Annotated in this window: 12 protein-coding genes and 1 tRNA gene; 6 read left to right on the top strand and 7 right to left on the bottom strand. The window is 71.5% G+C overall.

Translation table 11 applies throughout. The annotated features are described in order from the left end of the window. Positions 1-109 precede the first annotated feature (109 nt). The 4 genes from RM479_RS18540 to RM479_RS18525 all read right to left on the bottom strand — a co-directional run bounded on the left by RM479_RS18540 (position 110) and on the right by RM479_RS18525 (position 1819). Positions 110-183: transfer RNA gene (locus RM479_RS18540), tRNA-Val, on the bottom strand. Further along, on the bottom strand, positions 174-701 hold the full coding sequence (locus RM479_RS18535) for a peroxiredoxin (RefSeq protein WP_311512978.1): 528 nt from the start codon (positions 699-701) through the stop codon (positions 174-176). Before RM479_RS18535 ends, RM479_RS18540 begins: the two co-directional genes overlap by 10 nt. 103 nt (positions 702-804) lie before the next feature. Beyond that, positions 805-1230, bottom strand: a complete 426-nt coding sequence (locus RM479_RS18530; RefSeq protein ID WP_274811437.1) for a DUF3052 domain-containing protein — start codon at positions 1228-1230, stop codon at positions 805-807. Positions 1231-1408: 178 nt separating this feature from the next. Next, the gene (locus RM479_RS18525; protein ID WP_274811438.1) at positions 1409-1819 is read right to left on the bottom strand and encodes a secondary thiamine-phosphate synthase enzyme YjbQ; all 411 of its coding nucleotides are present in this window, start codon (positions 1817-1819) and stop codon (positions 1409-1411) included. Between the two features lie 129 nt (positions 1820-1948). Between RM479_RS18525 and RM479_RS18520 the strand changes: the two genes are divergently transcribed. Further along, positions 1949-3604: an alkaline phosphatase D family protein gene (locus RM479_RS18520; RefSeq protein WP_311512977.1), complete on the top strand. Its 1656-nt coding sequence runs from the start codon at positions 1949-1951 to the stop codon at positions 3602-3604. A gap of 135 nt (positions 3605-3739) precedes the next feature. On the opposite strand, the gene RM479_RS18515 is transcribed toward RM479_RS18520, so the two are convergent. Both RM479_RS18515 and RM479_RS18510 read right to left on the bottom strand, forming a co-directional pair. Further along, positions 3740-4810 carry a hypothetical protein gene (locus RM479_RS18515; RefSeq protein WP_311512976.1) on the bottom strand — a complete coding sequence of 357 codons (1071 nt, stop codon included), beginning with the start codon at positions 4808-4810 and terminating at the stop codon, positions 3740-3742. A 319-nt stretch (positions 4811-5129) separates the two neighbouring features. Then, positions 5130-6431 (bottom strand): PucR family transcriptional regulator, encoded by a 1302-nt coding sequence (locus tag RM479_RS18510; protein WP_311512975.1) that lies wholly within the window; start codon positions 6429-6431, stop codon positions 5130-5132. A gap of 242 nt (positions 6432-6673) precedes the next feature. On the opposite strand from RM479_RS18510, the gene RM479_RS18505 reads away from it, so the two are divergent. From RM479_RS18505 to RM479_RS18485, 5 genes are all read left to right on the top strand, one after another. Next, complete coding sequence (locus RM479_RS18505) at positions 6674-7654, top strand: ACP S-malonyltransferase (protein ID WP_311512974.1); 981 nt, start codon at positions 6674-6676, stop codon at positions 7652-7654. A gap of 4 nt (positions 7655-7658) precedes the next feature. Beyond that, positions 7659-8615 (top strand): beta-ketoacyl-ACP synthase III, encoded by a 957-nt coding sequence (locus RM479_RS18500; RefSeq protein WP_311512973.1) that lies wholly within the window; start codon positions 7659-7661, stop codon positions 8613-8615. Between the two features lie 67 nt (positions 8616-8682). After that, entirely contained in the window at positions 8683-8922 is a 240-nt protein-coding gene (locus RM479_RS18495; protein WP_274811444.1) for an acyl carrier protein, read from the top strand. Positions 8923-9053: 131 nt separating this feature from the next. After that, a complete protein-coding gene (gene fabF / locus RM479_RS18490; protein ID WP_311512972.1) occupies positions 9054-10292 on the top strand; it encodes a beta-ketoacyl-ACP synthase II in 1239 nt (412 codons plus the stop codon). A 162-nt stretch (positions 10293-10454) separates the two neighbouring features. After that, on the top strand, positions 10455-11636 hold the full coding sequence (locus tag RM479_RS18485) for an EAL domain-containing protein (protein ID WP_397222527.1): 1182 nt from the start codon (positions 10455-10457) through the stop codon (positions 11634-11636). An 81-nt stretch (positions 11637-11717) separates the two neighbouring features. Here the strand turns inward: RM479_RS18485 and RM479_RS18480 are convergent, their stop codons facing one another. Further along, the gene (locus tag RM479_RS18480) at positions 11718-12599 is read right to left on the bottom strand and encodes an SGNH/GDSL hydrolase family protein (RefSeq protein ID WP_311512970.1); all 882 of its coding nucleotides are present in this window, start codon (positions 12597-12599) and stop codon (positions 11718-11720) included. Positions 12600-12993 lie beyond the last annotated feature (394 nt).

Below are 12993 nucleotides of genomic sequence, written 5' to 3'. Positions count from 1 at the left end.
GTCCCTATCGGGTAGAACGCCGCTGAAGGTTCCGAGGCGCCCCCAGAGGAAACGACGAAACGACCCGGCGAGCGCGATCACGCGCGAGCAGGGTCGTCCCGGAGTGGAGTGGGCGCGAAGGGACTCGAACCCCTGACCTATTGCTTGTAAGGCAATTGCTCTAACCAGCTGAGCTACGCGCCCTCGTATCGCAGGTGATCATACCGCTTCGCGGCACTCGTCGGCGCGCGGTCCTCCGGTGGCGTGGCCAGGGCGCGCAGGTGTTCCAGGTAGGCCTCGGTGTCGCGGGGCTCGGAGATCGGGGTCAGGGTGCGCCAGCGCACGATCCCGTCCGCGTCGATGAGGAAGGTCCCCCGGCGGGCCGTACCGCGGTCGTGGTCGAGCACCCCGTAGGCGTCGGCGACGGCGCCGTGCGGCCAGAAGTCCGACAGCAGCGCGAACGGGAACCCCTCCCGGTCCGACCACGTGCGCAGGGCGAACACCGAGTCCACCGAGGCGGTCAGGACCGTCCCCAGCGCGGCGAGTTCGGCATGGCGGGCGCTCAGGTCGGCGAGCTCGCCGGAGCACACCCCGGAGAACGCCAGCGGGTAGAAGACCACCAGGACCGGTCGGCCGCGCAGTGCGGACAGGGTGATGTCCCGCCCGTACTGGTCCTGGAGGGTGAAGTCGGGGGCGGGGGATCCCGCCACGATGTCGGTCATGTCCTCGTTCGTGTTCGGCGGTGCGGTGGGCGTCCCACAGCGCCGCGCGTCCGCACGTGGGACGCGCGGCACCGGAAGCCTCACCCCTGACGGGTGATGTCCGTCACCGCTTGGGCACGACCAGGCGCGTACCCGACCAGTCCGCTCCGACGCTCACCGCGCTGGTCTGGGACAGACCGGAGGTGCCGGCGGCCTCGGCCACGTCGCTGGGCGACACGTGCAGTTCCCGCCCCGCCTTAGGGGTCAGTACCAGGATCGTGCCGCCGTCGGCGATGGTGGTCACCACGTCCATGAGGGCGTCGGTCAGGTCGCCCTCCTCATCGGATCGCCACCACAGCAACGCCGCGTCGACGTCACCGTCGTAATCCTCGTCGACCAGCTCCTCACCGGTGAGCTCTGCGATGGATGCGCGCAGGCCTTCGTCGACGTCGTCGTCGAAGCCGAATTCCTGCACCACCTGACCCGGTTTGAATCCGAGTCGGTCAGCCAAGTCACGCTCGCTCTGTGCCTGGCCCGCGGTCGCGCTCACGAAAGTTCTCCTCCACAGATGGTTTTTCTCAATCTTGCCTGCACGAAGCAGTTGTCACAACGATGCCGGGCCTTTTCCGCCACCCGTCACGTGCGCCCGCGACCATCGCTGATGGCCTAGTTCACACGCTAGCGGGCCCGTCCGTCAACGTGCCCCCGAACCGAGGGGCCCTCGACCCTCATCCAGAGGAGAGGAAGGACAGCCGCACCGTCCGGTCCGGGTTGTCCACGTTGAGGTCGACCACGGCGATCGACTGCCATGTTCCCAGCCCGAGCCGGCCCGAGAGCACCGGAACGGTGGTCTGTGGCGCGATGAACGCCGGCATGACGTGGGACCGACCGTGTCCCCGCGACCCGTGTCGATGCCGCCACCGGTCATCGGCGGGCAGCAGGTCGTCGAGGCTGGACAGAAGGTCGTCGTCGGAACCCGAGCCGAGTTCGATGATCGCCACGCCCGCGGTGGAGTGCGGGACGAAGACGTTGAGCAGGCCGTCGCCACCGGTCTCGGCGACGAAGTCGTCGCACTGGCGGGTGATGTCGGTGATGCTCTCCGACCCGCCGGTGCGCAACTCCAGGATCTGTGTCCGCATAGCGTCACCTTCGCGCAGGTGGGCCTCTCGTGCAACCATCCCGGTTTCGTCCTGTGGATGGCGATCCGGTCCCAGAGGGGCCATACTCGTCCACTACGTGTGCGAACCCGGTCGAAATGAGGGAGAACGGTGACCGCCTCTTTACCGCTGGGCCCCGTGCTGCGGCACGTCGGACCGACCACCGCCACCGTGTGGGTGCAGGCGTCCGAGGCCGGTCGGGTGCGGGTGGTGGCGGACGGCGGTGTGACGGGCGTCGCGGAGACCTTCACGGTGCACGGTCACCATTACGCGGTGTGCGAGATCACCGGCCTGCCCTCGGGCGCGGCGCTGCCCTATGAGGTCTTCCTGAACGAGGCTCGGGTGTGGCCGGAGCCGGGTTCCACGCTCCCCCCGAGTACGCTGCGCACCATCGATCCGGACGCGCCGACCCGTCTGCTCTACGGTTCGTGCCACACGCCCACCGGCGACACCCCCGAGGGCGTGGTCCGGTACGGGCCCGACATGTTGCGCGCCACGGCCCGTCGGTTGGCCCGGGAGCCGGTCGAGGGCAATCTGACGTTGCTCCTCATCGGCGACCAGGTGTACGCGGACGAGATCCAGGAGTCGATGCGCGCCTTCCTGCGGGCGCATCGGGCGCGGACCGGGGAGGACGGCCCCGAGGACGAGGTCGTGCACTACTCCGAGTACGCCGAGTTGTACCGGCAGGCGTGGAGCGACCCGCAGGTGCGGTGGTTGCTGTCGACGGTGCCGACCCTGATGGTGTTCGACGACCACGACATCCGCGACGACTGGAACACGTCGGCGGCCTGGCGTCGCTCCATGGACGGGCATCCCTGGTGGCGCGCCCGCGTGACGTCGGGGTTGGGCGCCTACTGGGTGTACCAGCACTTGGGAAATCTCTCACCCGACGAACGCGCCGCGGACCCGCTGTGGGCGCTGGTGCGCGCCGCGCGGATCGACGCCGGAGCCGAGGTGGACGCCTTCGCCCTGCGGGCGCACGAGGAGCCCGGTTCCTACCGGTGGAGTCATCGGCACGACGTGGGCGGGATCCGGGTGCTGATGCTCGACACCCGATGCGGGCGCGCCCTGGGCGAGGGAGACCCCTCGGACGGGTCGCGGTCCATCCTGGGCCGGGAGGGCCACGCGTGGCTGGACGAGCACCTGACCGGCGGCCCCGAGCACGTGGTCGTCGTGTCCACCGTGCCGGTGGTGCTACCGCCGGCCGTGCACCATCTGGAGGCGTGGAACGAGGCGGTGTGCGCGGGCGCCTGGGGCGGGTGGCCGCGCCGCCCGGCCGAGCGGCTGCGCCAGGCCCTGGACCTGGAGCACTGGGGCGCCTTCCGGTACTCGTTCGAACGGTTGGCCGACACCCTGGGGCGGGTGGCGCGCGGCGAGCGCGGTCCGGCGCCGGCGACGATCCTGCTGCTCAGCGGCGACGTGCACTTCTCCTACACGGCCCCGGTCCGGCACCGGGAGGTCGGTGAGGACGGCTCCCGGATCGTCCAGTTGGTGTCCTCTCCCCTGTGCAACCGACTGCCCGAGAACTTCCGCGGGGTGGTCCGGCTGTCGGCGAGCGCGCCCGTGCACCTGGTGGGTCGGTTCATGACGTGGCTGGCCCGGGTGCCCCGACCATCGCTGCGGTGGCGGCTGTCCTCGGACCTGTACTTCGGCAACACGATCGGCGAGGTGTCCTTCGCGGGGCGCGATGTCCGGGCCCGCTGGTACCACGTCGCCGAGGGCGGCCCCGACGCCCTGCCGGTGGTGCGCACCCGGGTGGACCTCTAGTCGATCCCCGTGAGGGCGGAGGGGCGTCGACGCCCGCTCCGGGCCTCTGCCGGGCCGGTGAGGGCGCCGAGGGCGGACGGAGGCGGGAAGGGACGGAACGGGGCCGCGGGGTCGGGGCGACCCGCTCCGGGAGGATCAGGGCTTGTGCGGGTGGGGACGGCGGTTGTCGGTGCGGCGGGTCTTGCGGACGGCCAGGCCCAGGGCGCCGCTGCCGCGTTCGAGGAGCTGCCGGGCGGCGCGGTCGACCATGGAGCGCGGGCCGGAGTCGGACGCCTCGATCCCGTCGGCCGCTCCCTCACCCTTCTTCGACTTCTCCGCCTTCTCGGGAGTCCCGGGCTTCTCGGCGTCGTCGGCCTTCTCGCCGCCGGTCCCCTCCGCGCCCAGGTGCGGGAGCACCGCGGTCGGCTCGACCTCGGGAGCGCCCAGGTGCGGCAGGACGGCCGTGGGCTCCTCCTCGCCCTCGGTGTCCCGGGCACCCAGGTGCGGGACGACGTCGGTGGGCTCGTCGGCGCCCTTGACCGGCGGGGTCACCGGGCGAAGGAGGTCGGTGCGCTCGTTGGCGGCGCCGACCTCGGCCTCACCACCGGGCTCGCTCTCCTCGCGGACGGCCTTGCGCCAGGCGCGCTCCACGAGCTTCTGCCGCATGGACTCGCGGGAGCGCTGGACCTGACGGGTGCGCCAGACCTTCACCAGCGGGGTGATGACCGGCCAGGTCACCTTGGCCGGTCGGGACAGGGCGTGCCACAGGTAGGCGGTGGTGCCCCACGCCTCCATCGCGCGGCGTGCCCGGGTGATGGTGAAGAAGGTGGGCATCGCCAGCAGCAACTGCGGGAAGGCCAGCGTCAAGGCCGCCAGCAGCGGGTACAGGCCGCCTCCCACCAGCGCCGCGGCGGCACCGATGACCATGGTGACCAGGGCGAGGGCGATGCGCAGCCCGGTGAACTGGCGGAACCGGTGCAGCGCCCGACGGGCGGACACCGGCGGTGCCAGGCCCTCGGGCAGCGGTGTGGGCTGGACGATGAGCGACATCAGCAGCGTGCCCACGCCCACGCTCGTGGCCAGCAGGATGGTCCACCCCGCGGCCGACATCGATCCGCCCACGAGCAGGGCGACCAGCCCGACCACCGGGAGCGGAGCGGGGACCCAGAAGAGCACCCGTCTGCGCAGCTCGCCTTCCTGCGTGGGCTGGAGCACGAACTCGCTCACCGGATTCGATGTCCAGGACCACTTCCTCGGTCGTTCGACCACAGCGTTGACCCCCCAAGACGTCATGAAGAACGGCGCGCGAAGGCCCGCACCCGGGAGCGTGCTCTGACCTCGTCGGGCCTGGCGTCCACCGTTCATCGCAAAGCTATCCCTTTTCATGCGGTCCCCGGGCGCACACGGGCGGTCGTGGACATACCCGGCGCAGGTGAAACTCGGATAAGGGGGCTCGCATGGCGGTTAACGATCAGGTTACGCCGCCGGTTCCCCCATCGACAGCGTTACGGCGGATTCAGGATGAAGACCACATCCCGATCCCATGTCAACCGTTCTCCGCCTCGGAGAGGCGACCCAGCGCGACGGCGATCCGCAGCACGAACGAGCCCCGCCCGTCGGAGGGCGTGCGTCCGGTCAGCTCCGCGATCCGGCTGAGCCGGTAACGCACGGTGTTGGGGTGGACGAACAGCATGCGGGCCGTCGCCTCCAACGACGACGCGTGCTCCAGGTACACCGACAGGGTGTCGAGCAGGGGCGATCCCGCGCCCGCCAACGGCAGGTACACCTCTTGGACCAGTTGGCGCCGCGCCTCGACGTCGCCCTGCAACGCCCGTTCCGGCAACAGGTCGGCGGCCGAGACCGGGCGCGGTGCGTCCGGCCAGGCCACGGCGGCGCGCAGGCCGCTGACGGCGGCCCGGGCCGACGCGCCGGCGGAGCGCAGGTCGGGCACCGCCGGACCGACCACCACCGGCCCGGGGCCGAACATCCCGGTCAGGGGCTCCGCGGCGGCGGTGGGCAGGTCCTCCTTCGGGTAGCGGTCGCCGACGCCCACCACGACGACCACGCGCCGACCCTGGGTTCCGGCCAGGACGTCATGGCCCGATCGGCGGGCGGCGGCGCGCAGGTCGTCCATGACCTTGGCCTCCTCCTCTTCCTCACCGATCTCCCCGGCCACCGTGATCACGGGGGTGAGCGACCATCCGAGCGCGGATCCCCACGTCTGAAGGCCGTCCTCCCGGTCGCCGTGCAGCAGCGCGTCGACGATGAGGGCCTCCAGGCGGGCGTCCCAGGCGCCGCGCGCCTCGGCGGCGCGCGCGTAGACCTTCGCCGAGCTGAACGCCACCTCGCGGGTGTAGCGCAGGACCGCTTCGCGCAGTTGCTGGGCGCCTCCGGGCGCGGCCAGCTCGTCCACCTGGCCCTCCACGACCTCGATGACGACCCGGATCATGTCGACCGTCTGCTGGAGCGAGACCGACCGGGTGAGTTCGCGCGGGGCCGTGCCGAAGACCTCGACGGTGATGGCGGGCCTGCCGCGTTGGGGATTGCGGAACCAGTCGACGAAGGCCGCGACCCCCGACTGGGCGACCAGGCCGACCCAGGAGCGGTCCTGGGCCGACATCCGGCGGAACCAGCCGAGCCGTTCCTCCATGCGGGCGACGGCGGCGGTGCCCAGGACGCCCATGGAGCGCTCCAGGCGGCGGACCGTCTCGGCGCGGACGCGCTCCTGGTCGTCGGTCCCGTTCCGCGTCCGCGGCTCCTCGTCGGTCTCCTCCGGAGCGCTCCGGCGTTCCTCCGGGTCCTCCGGGGAGCCGGTACCGTTCCGTGCGGGCTGGGATGGGGTGTTCACCTCTCCAGCTTCGCATCCCCGGCAGCCGGACGGGCTGTCCCTCCCCGTCCGATCCCGTGCGGCGGTCGCGGTGAGCCTCCGACCGGCGGGGATGTAACGTCGAAAGGTGATCCGCCTCACCGGTTCTCGTCTTTCCGACACATGCCGGAGACCGTTTTGTGGGGTTTCCACAAGCACCTCCGTGCGAAGTTCGTGTCCCTCCCCATCCAACTGGTGATCTCCTACAGGGCAAGGTGGATGTCGTGCTTGTAATCGTTGCTCCCGGCCAAGGCGCCCAGGTACCCGGTTTCCTCTCCCCATGGCTCGAACTCCCCGGCGTCGCCGGACAGTTCGCCGCGTGGTCCGAGGTGGTCGGGCTCGACCTGGTGCGCTACGGCACCACCGCGGACGCGGACGAGATCCGCGACACCGCCGTCGCCCAGCCGTTGCTGGTCAGCGCCGGCATGGTCTCCGCCTCCGCGATCCTCGGTCCCCTCGTCTCCCCCTCCCCGGGTCTGCCCGCCGAGGCCTCCCTCGTGGACGCCGTCGCCGGGCACAGCGTCGGCGAGTTCACCGCCGCCGCGATCGCCGGGGTGCTGTCCCCCAAGGACGCGCTGACCCTGGTCGCCGAACGCGGTCGGGGCATGGCCGACGCTGCCGCCCGGACCGAGACCGGCATGACCGCCGTGCTCGGCGGGGATCGCGAGCAGGTGCTGGAGGCGATCGCCGCCGCGGGGCTGACCCCGGCCAACGACAACGGCTCGGGGCAGATCGTCGCCGCGGGGACCGTCGGACAACTGGCGGCGTTCGCCCAGAACCCGCCCGAACGGGCCCGGCTGCGCCCCCTGTCGGTGGCCGGCGCCTTCCACACCGAGCACATGGCCCCGGCCGTGGAGCGGGTGCGACAGGCCGCCGCCGTCCTGTCGCCCTCCGACCCCTCCGTGCGCATCCTGTCCAACGCCGACGGCGCGGTGGTCGAGAGCGGCTCGGAGTACCTGGACCGTCTGATCTCCCAGATCTCCTCCCCGGTGCGCTGGGACGCCTGCACCGAGACGTTGGCCGACCTGGGCGTCACCGCCCTCATCGAGCTGACGCCGGCGGGCACGCTCACCGGTCTGGCCAAGCGCGCGCTGCGCGGCGTCGAACTCCTCGCGGTCAAGACCCCCGAGGACATCGACCGCGCCGCCGCCCTCATCAAGGAGCACGCGGGGACCTCCGCCGCGGGCACCGATCAGGAAGGCTGACCCCATGTTCCCCACTGCGAGCGTTCCCGGTGGAGCGATCATCCGCTCCGTCGGTGAGTACCAGCCCTCCACGGTCGTCACCAACGCCGATCTGGAGGCGCGGGTCGACACCAACGACGAGTGGATCCAGAGCCGCGTCGGCATCAAGGAGCGGCGCATCGCCGGCCCCGAGGAGACCGTGACGAGCATGGCCGTGGCGGCCGGCGGCAAGGCCCTGGCCGCGAGCGGCCTGTCCCCGGAGGACATCGACCTGGTCATCGTGGCCACCTGCACCGTGCAGGACCAGATCCCCAACACCGCCGCGACCGTCGCCGCCCGGCTGGGCATCGTCGCCCCGGGCGCCTTCGACATCAACGCCGCCTGCGCCGGGTTCTGCTACACCCTGGGCATCGCCGCCGACATGGTGCGCGCCGGCAGCTCCCGCAACGCGCTGATCATCGGCTCGGAGAAGCTCAGCGACTGGGTGGACTGGACCGACCGCTCCACCTGTGTGATCTTCGCCGACGGTGCCGGCGCGGCCGTGGTCTCGGCCTCGGAGGACAACGGCATCGGCCCGGTGGTGTGGGGTTCCTCCGGCGAGCGCGCCGACAAGATCCACCTGCGCGACCACAAGTACCTCTGGCAGGAGGGACAGGCGGTCTTCCGCTGGACCACCACCGAGCTGTACAAGACCGCGCTGGAGGCCCTGGAGCGGGCGGGCGTGGCTCCCGAGGAGCTCACCGCCTTCGTCCCGCACCAGGCCAACCTGCGGATCATCGAATCCATCGCCAAGAAGCTGGGCGCGCCCCAGGCACTCGTGGCCCGCGATATCGTCACCGCGGGCAACACCTCTTCCGCGTCCATCCCGCTCGCGCTCTCGCGCATGATCGGACGCGGGGAACTCCCTTCGGGGAGCACCGTCCTCACCCTGGGCTTCGGCGCGGGGCTGGTCTACGCCGCACAGGTGATCCGCATCCCCTGACGTACGACCGAGGGTCCGATGAGGACCGCATCCCGGACATCGAACAGTGATCAAGGAGAAGAACGACATGGCTCACAGCGAGCAGGAGATCCTGGCAGGCCTCGGCGAGATCATCGAGGAGATCGTCGGCACCGAGCCTTCCGAGGTCACCCCGGAGAAGAGCTTCGTGGACGACCTCGACATCGACTCGCTGTCCATGGTGGAGATCGCCGTCGCCGCCCAGGACAGGTTCGGCGTCGAGATCCCCGACGAGCAGCTCAAGGACCTCAAGACGGTCCAGGACGTCATCACCTTCATCCAGAAGTAGCGCGTCCGGGCCGCCGGGTCACCACCTCGACCCGGCGGCCCGTCCTCCGGTGCATCACGCCGGCCCTCCCCCGTCATCCGCCACCCCCCGGCCCGTAGCCGGGAACGACCCACGAGAAGGGCGATCGGATCATGGCAAAGACCGATGTCGTCGTTACCGGCCTCGGCGCCACCACCCCGCTCGGGGGGGACGTCGCGACCACATGGTCCGCGCTCCTCGACGGCCGCTCCGGCATCACAGCGCTGCCCGAGGAATGGCACGAGAGCCTCCCCGTCCACTTCGCCGGGCGCATCGCGCAGGAGCCCTCGGAGAAGCTCCCCAAGCCGCGCATGCGCCGGCTGGACCGCACCCAGCAGTTCGCGCTCATCGCCGCCGAGGAGGCCTGGGCCGACGCCGGTTCGCCGGATGTGGACCCGCTCCGTCTGGGGGTGGTGGTCTCCAGCGGCATCGGAGGCATCCTGACCATCCTCGAACAGTACGACACCTTCCGTGAGAAGGGCTGGCGTCGGGTGTCCCCCTTCACCGTGCCCATGCTCATGCCCAACAGCCCGGCCGCCGCCATCAGCCTGGAGTACACCGCCCGCGCCGGTTCGCACGTTCCGGTCAGCGCCTGCGCCTCCAGCGCCGAGGCCATCGCCAACGGCGTCGACATGATCCGCGCGGGCCGCGCCGACGTGGTCATCGCGGGCGGCACCGAGGCGGCGATCCACCCGCTCAACATCGCCTCGTTCGCGTCGATGCGCGCGCTGTCCACCCGCAATGACGACCCGCGGACGGCGTCGCGCCCGTGGGACAAGGACCGCGACGGTTTCGTCATGGGCGAGGGCGCCGGCATCCTCATCCTGGAGTCGGCCGAGCACGCCGCCAAGCGCGGCGCCCGGGTGTACGCCCACGCCTCCGGTGTCGGCTACACCAACGACGCCTACGACATCGTCCAGCCCGACCCCGAGGGCGCCGGCCAGTCCCGCGCCATCACCCAGGCGCTGGCCGACGCCGACCTCAGGCCCGAGGACATCGTGCACGTCAACGCGCACGCCACCTCGACCCCGGCGGGCGACGTCGGGGAGACCCGCGCCATCCGGTCCGCCCTGGGCGACTCCGCCACCGACCGGGTCGCGGTGACCTCCACCAAGTCCATGACGGGCCACCTGCTGGGCGGCGCGGGCGCGGTGGAGTCGATCGCGACCATCCTGGCGCTGCACGACGGTCGGATCCCGCCGACCATCAACATCCAGGAGTTGGACCCCGACGTCGTCGTGGACATCGTCCGCGACAAGCCCCGGGACATGCCCGGTGGCGACGTGGCCGCGATCAACGAGTCCTTCGGGTTCGGCGGTCACAACGTGGCCGTGGTCTTCCGCCGCGCCTGAGCCGACGTCCGTCGTACGACTCTCGGGGCCCCGCCGCACGGCGGGGCCCTTGTCCGTGTTCGGCGGGGAGCCGGGGACGGGCGTCCCAACGGCCTGTGAAGGTGAGCTGAACAGCGGCGAAAAGAGCTTCATGTCCGTCCGGCCCCCCGCCACCATGAAGGGGTGACCACAGCGCGTTCTCACCATGCCCCCACGGTGACCGGCCCCCTGCCGGCCGCTCCCGCGCCGCGTTCGACCCGACCGCCCCTGGGTTTCCAGCCGATCGTCGACCTGGACTCGGGGGCCGTCGTGGCCGTCGAGATCGTCTCCCCCGCGCCGTCCGGCGCTCGGGGCGGCGGTCCGCACGAGACGACCGTCCCCGAGATCGAGGCGATCGCGGAATGGCTGTTGTCGTTGGTCCGCGAGTCCGCCGACACCGAGAGCCTGCTGCCGTTGGTGCTGCCGCTGCCCGCGCGCACGCTGATGGCCGGGAACGGATTCGTCGGCCTGGTGGAGAGCCTGTTGCGGCGGGCCGGGCGGCGCCCCCGCGACATCACGTTCATGCTCGGCGCCGAACTGGCCGACCTGCCCCGCTCGATCGTGGTCTCGGGTGTGGCCCGACTGCGCAACGCGGGTTTCCGGTGCGGCTTCGGCACGGCGATGGTGCGACCCGACCTGGTCGTGGAGGCCGCGCCGTTCCTGATGCGCATCGACCCGAACCTCGTCTCGGGGGTGGCCACCGACCACCGGCACGCCACGGTGGTGGAGGGCCTGTCCCGGATCGGTCGGGGCAGCGGCGTGTACGCGATGGCGTCGGGGGTGGAGACCGCCGACGACGTCGTGCGGTTGCGCCGGTGCGGGGTGAGGGTGGGCACGGGTCCGTTCTTCGCCGCCCCGGTCTGGCGACCCGGGGAGCGGGTCACCCCGGTACCGGAGCCGACCGTCGGCCAGGATCGGGCGGAGGACGACGGGCCCCGGGTCACCGAGTTCATGGTCCCGCCGGTGGGGTTCGACGCCGACACCACCACCGAACAGGCCTTGGAGGCGCTCACCGGGGACAAGGCGCTCAACAGCGTCATCCTCATCGACCACCGGGAGCGCCCGGTGGGCGTGATCGACCGGACCCGGTTCCTGCTGTCGGTGACCGGGCGCTACGGGCACGCCCTGCACGCCAAGCGACCGGCGATCCGGCTGGCGGAGTCACCGCGCACGGTCCCGGCGTGGATGTCGGCGATCGCGGCGCTGAGCGTCGCGGGTCGGGACACCGAGCGGGTCTACGACGACCTCGTGGTGGTCAACACCTACGGCCAGTGCCTGGGCGTGGTGCACATCAGCGACCTCATCCAGTCCCTGTCGCGCAGCTGAACCGCCGGAGAGCGCGCGGCCGGAGCGCCGGAGACGGCGCCGCCCCGCGCCGGGGCACCGGGGCGGGGCATGGGGTCGGCGTCAGCGCCGGGGCTCGGGACCCTTGACACCGGACGGGCTGTTGGTCGGCGGCTCGGAGGCGTCCTCGATGGTGGGCAGCGGGGAGTGACCCTCAGCGATGGCCGCGGCGATCCGCGCGCGCGTCTCCTCGTCGTTGAGGTAGTCGAGCTCGGGCCGTCTGGGCAGCAGGCCGTCACCGGAGGAGCGACCCATGGCGCGGCGACGCAGCCAGGGCACCAGGTGCTGGCGGGCCCAGCGGCGGTTCTCCCTACGGCGCAGGATGGCGGGCAGCTGCTGGGGCGGGGTGCTCCACGGGTCGGCCCAGGAGTCGCGCGGTCCCATCGGGAAGCCCAGCAGGTCGGCGAGGCGCGCGGCGACGATCTGGTGACCGGTGCCGTTGAGGTGGAGCCGGTCCTCGCTCCAGGCCCGGGAGTCGGTGAGCGCGTTGAGCGCCCACATGTCGACGATCTCGGTGCCGGTGCGCTCGGCGATGGCGCGCATGTGCATGCTGAACACGGCGATGCGACCGCGGTAATAGCGCAGCACGGGGATCCAACCGGTGTCGTGACCGGAGAGGATGACGGTGCGGATGCCCGCGTCGCGCAGCCGACGGATGCCCCTCTCGAACTCTTCCGCGAGTTCGTCGAGGCGGGTACCGGGGCGCAGGACGTCGTTGCCGCCGGCCAGGACGGTGACCAGGTCGGGCTTCCACTCCAGCGTCCGGTCGAGCTGCTCACCGAAGATGTGGTGCATGCGCCGACCGCGCACGCCCAGGTTGGCGTAGCGGAAGTCCGCGGTCACCTGACCGAGGTGTTCGGCGAGTCGGTCCGCGAAGCCGCGGTACTGGCCGCCGGGGCCGCTGTCGTCTTCCATCCCCTCGGTGATGCTGTCACCGATCGCCACGTAGGACCGGATGGGAGCCGGTCTGTGCACGGGAGCGGCCACGGGGGGATTCGTCTCAAGGTCTGTCACGTCAACCAATCATCCGGCTCGACCGTCCCACGCCGACTGGGCGCCGTAGGGTGCGCGGGTACGGAATCCTGGCACGGGTCGCGGTGGGTCGCCCCCCGTCTCCGAAACACCATCGACCCCTGTGGCCGCTCGGCGGCCGGCTCGAATGGTCGTTCGGGCGAGGACAGTGCCCCTCCAGCATACCCGGGCCCGACATGTTCGTGCTTGCCGCGGAGGACCTCGGGCCCGTGTCCCCCACGTGCGCGCCAACGACTTCACCGGGCCCGTCGCCGTGGTGGGACGCGCACCCTCGTGTGAAGGTTCCGTGAAGGACAACGCCCGAAGG

The organism is Nocardiopsis lambiniae (assembly GCF_031845465.1).
GTDB lineage: Bacteria > Actinomycetota > Actinomycetes > Streptosporangiales > Streptosporangiaceae > Nocardiopsis > Nocardiopsis lambiniae.
The sequence above is the reverse complement of the archived record's forward strand: the minus strand, read 5'-3'. Positions and strand labels throughout refer to the sequence as shown.

Excerpts from the sequence above, each read along its gene's own strand:
- RM479_RS18495 (WP_274811444.1), top strand. The coding sequence starts at position 8,683 with ATGGCTCACAGCGAGCAGGAGATCCTGGCAGGCCTCGGCGAGATCATC.
- RM479_RS18535 (WP_311512978.1), bottom strand. The coding sequence starts at position 701 with ATGACCGACATCGTGGCGGGATCCCCCGCCCCCGACTTCACCCTCCAG.
- RM479_RS18500 (WP_311512973.1), top strand. The coding sequence starts at position 7,659 with ATGTTCCCCACTGCGAGCGTTCCCGGTGGAGCGATCATCCGCTCCGTC.
- fabF (WP_311512972.1), top strand. The coding sequence starts at position 9,054 with ATGGCAAAGACCGATGTCGTCGTTACCGGCCTCGGCGCCACCACCCCG.
- RM479_RS18525 (WP_274811438.1), bottom strand. The coding sequence starts at position 1,819 with ATGCGGACACAGATCCTGGAGTTGCGCACCGGCGGGTCGGAGAGCATC.